We start from the raw sequence: 2,506 nt of genomic DNA, 5'->3' as shown, positions 1-2,506 counted from the left end.
GTCGAAGAGGTCGACCAGCTCGGCGGCGTACGCCGCGCAGTCGAGGTCGGGCTCAGACTGGAGCTGGAACGGGACGCCCTCGACGGCCCGCTGGACGGTCGCGGCCATGACGCGCACGTCGAAGGGCCGCATCTCCCCGGAGCGCTGCCCGGCGAGGAGCATCTCCTCGAGGTGGCTGGTGGCCGGCGGGCCGCTCGGCGTGCCGTCCCAGGCGCCGGACAGCACGAGCTGCAGGAGCGCGCGCATCTCGGCCCGGTGCTCGTCGGCGAAGGCGACCGTGGCAGCGATGTAGGTGCGGAGCCGCCCGGAGGGCGTGGTCTCCCGCCGCACCCGCTCCCCGACGAAGGAGCCGATGGCACCGACGACGTGGGTGACGACGGCGCCGACGAGCTCGTCCTTGCCGGCGAAGTGGTACGAGATCAGCCGGGTGCTGGACAGGCCGGCGCGCTCGGCGATCCGGCCGAAGGACGCTCGGGCGAACCCCTCGTCGGCGACCACCGCGATGGTGGCCTCGATGATCTGCGCGCGGCGTGCGGTGGAGGCGACCGAGCGCTGGGTTACCGACATGAGTAAAAAATACGTCGCTTGAGTAACGATGTCGAGGGGGTTGGCAGTCCCCTTCGTCGGGCGATCCCGCTCAGGGGGCGCGGTTGCCGCGCGCGTCCTCCTGCTCGATCAGCCCCTCGAGGTCCTTGAGCCGGTCGAGGCCGTTGACCGCCCGCGCCATCCGGTGGTTGCCGGCGAAGGTGTCGCGGTGCCGGTCGAGGAACCACCAGTAGCCCGCGGTGAACGGGCACGCGTCGTCACCGACCCGGACCTTGGGGTCGAACCGGCACGACCCGCAGTGGTCGCTCATCGTGTTGAGGTAGGCGCCGCCGGACGTGTAGGGCTTGGTGGCCATCACCCCGCCGTCGGCGTGCTGCGACATCCCGACCACGTTGGGCACCATCACCCAGTCGTAGCCGTCGACGAACGCCCGGTGGAACCAGTCCGTCACCTGCGCCGGCGCCCACCCGCGCTGGAGGGCGTAGGAGCCGAGCACCATCAGCCGCGGGATGTGGTGGACCCAGCCGTGCTCGGCGACCTGGTCGAGGGTGTGGGACAGGCACCGCGCGTCGGTCGCGTCGCCGTCGAGGGTGGCGAACCACTGCGGGATCTTCTGCCGCGCGCGCAGCGCGTTCTTCCGACGGTAGTCGTCGCCCTGGTGCCAGTAGAGGTGCCACACGTAGTCGCGCCACCCGATGACCTGCCGGACGAAGCCTTCGACGCTCGCGATCGGAGCCGCGCCACTGCGGTACGCCGCCTCGGCCCGCTCGACCACCTCGAGCGGGTCGAGGAGCCCGAGGTTCATCGGGGCACTGACGAGGCTGTGCGCCATCCACGGGTCGCCCTCGAGGATCGCGTCCTCGTGTGCCCCGAACTCCGGAAGCCGGTGCTCGACGAAGTGGTCGAGCGCGGCCAGCGCCTCACGCCGGCTGGCCGCAAAGCGTCGGGGACCGTCGCGGCCGATGAGCTGCACGTCGCCGTCGCGCTCCCAGCGGTCGAGGTCCTCGCGCACCTCGGCGTCGATGTCGTCCTCGGTGGGCCACCACGGCTCGGTGACCCCGAGGCTCGCAGCGCCCTTGGGTGGGGGCTGCCGGTTGTCGTGGTCGAAGTTCCACTGCCCGCCGGCCGGCTCGCCGCCGTCGACGAGCACGCCGTGGGCCAGCCGCGCCCGGCGGTAGAAGTCCTCCATCAGCAGGCGCTTGCTCCCCCGCCCCGCGGCCCAGCGGCGGAAGTCCGCGCGCGGGGTGGCGAAGCCTCGCGGCTCGAGGACGGTCGCGCCCAGGCGCTCGACCAGACCGAGGGCGGCGTACGACGTGGGGTGCACGACCTCGACGTCGTCGTACGGCGTCAGGACCTCGGCGTAGGTGTCGGCGTGGACGTAGGTCAGCCGCTCGCCGAAGTCGGCAGCGCGATGCCGCATCGCACTGAGCACGAGGTGTGCCTTGGCCCGGTGGAACGTTCTCCGCCGGAAGACCGCCCTGGACTCCACCATCAGCAGCGGGCCGCGGTGGTCGTCGGTGAAGTGCGGGCCGAGCTGGTCGCCGAAGAGCCAGCGGGTCGTCATGGCGCCACCCTAGGCACGCCCTCCTCGGTGGTCAGGCGGAGTCGCCCACGCCACCCCCCGGTGGTTGAGGTGCGAGCGCAGCGAGCCTCGAAACCCCCGCCGCGAGGAAGGTGCGGGATCGGTGCCACCTGGCGGCACCGATCCCACACCCAAGGTCGACGGAGACTCAGGACTGGCCGCGAGCCAACCTCAGCCGAGGTCCCCCATGTCGAGCGTGAAGCGGTACCGCACGTTCCCCGCGGCCAGTCGCTCGAGAGCCGTGCCCACCTCTGCCGACGGGAGCACCTCGACGTCGGCCTCGATCCCGTGCTCGCCGCAGAAGTCGAGCAGCTCCTGGGTGCGCGCCAGGCTCCCGCTGCCGGTCGAGGCGAGGCGCCGTCGGGCGCGGAGCAGGTC

2 protein-coding genes and 1 pseudogene are annotated in these 2,506 nt (G+C 72.2%); all 3 read right to left on the bottom strand.

The annotated features are described in order from the left end of the window. A partial coding sequence (locus ACXJKL_RS19255; RefSeq protein ID WP_457208610.1) for a TetR/AcrR family transcriptional regulator occupies positions 1-567 on the bottom strand: 567 nt, incomplete at its 3' end. Positions 568-637: 70 nt separating this feature from the next. After that, on the bottom strand, positions 638-2,110 hold the full coding sequence (locus ACXJKL_RS19250; protein WP_457208609.1) for a cryptochrome/photolyase family protein: 1,473 nt from the start codon (positions 2,108-2,110) through the stop codon (positions 638-640). Positions 2,111-2,299: 189 nt separating this feature from the next. Then, a pseudogene (locus ACXJKL_RS19245) lies at positions 2,300-2,506 on the bottom strand (alcohol dehydrogenase); the annotation flags it as partial.

This window comes from Nocardioides sp. P5_C9_2 (assembly GCF_054049555.1).
Note: the sequence above shows the minus strand (reverse complement) of the source record. Positions and strands in the feature narration are given on the sequence as shown.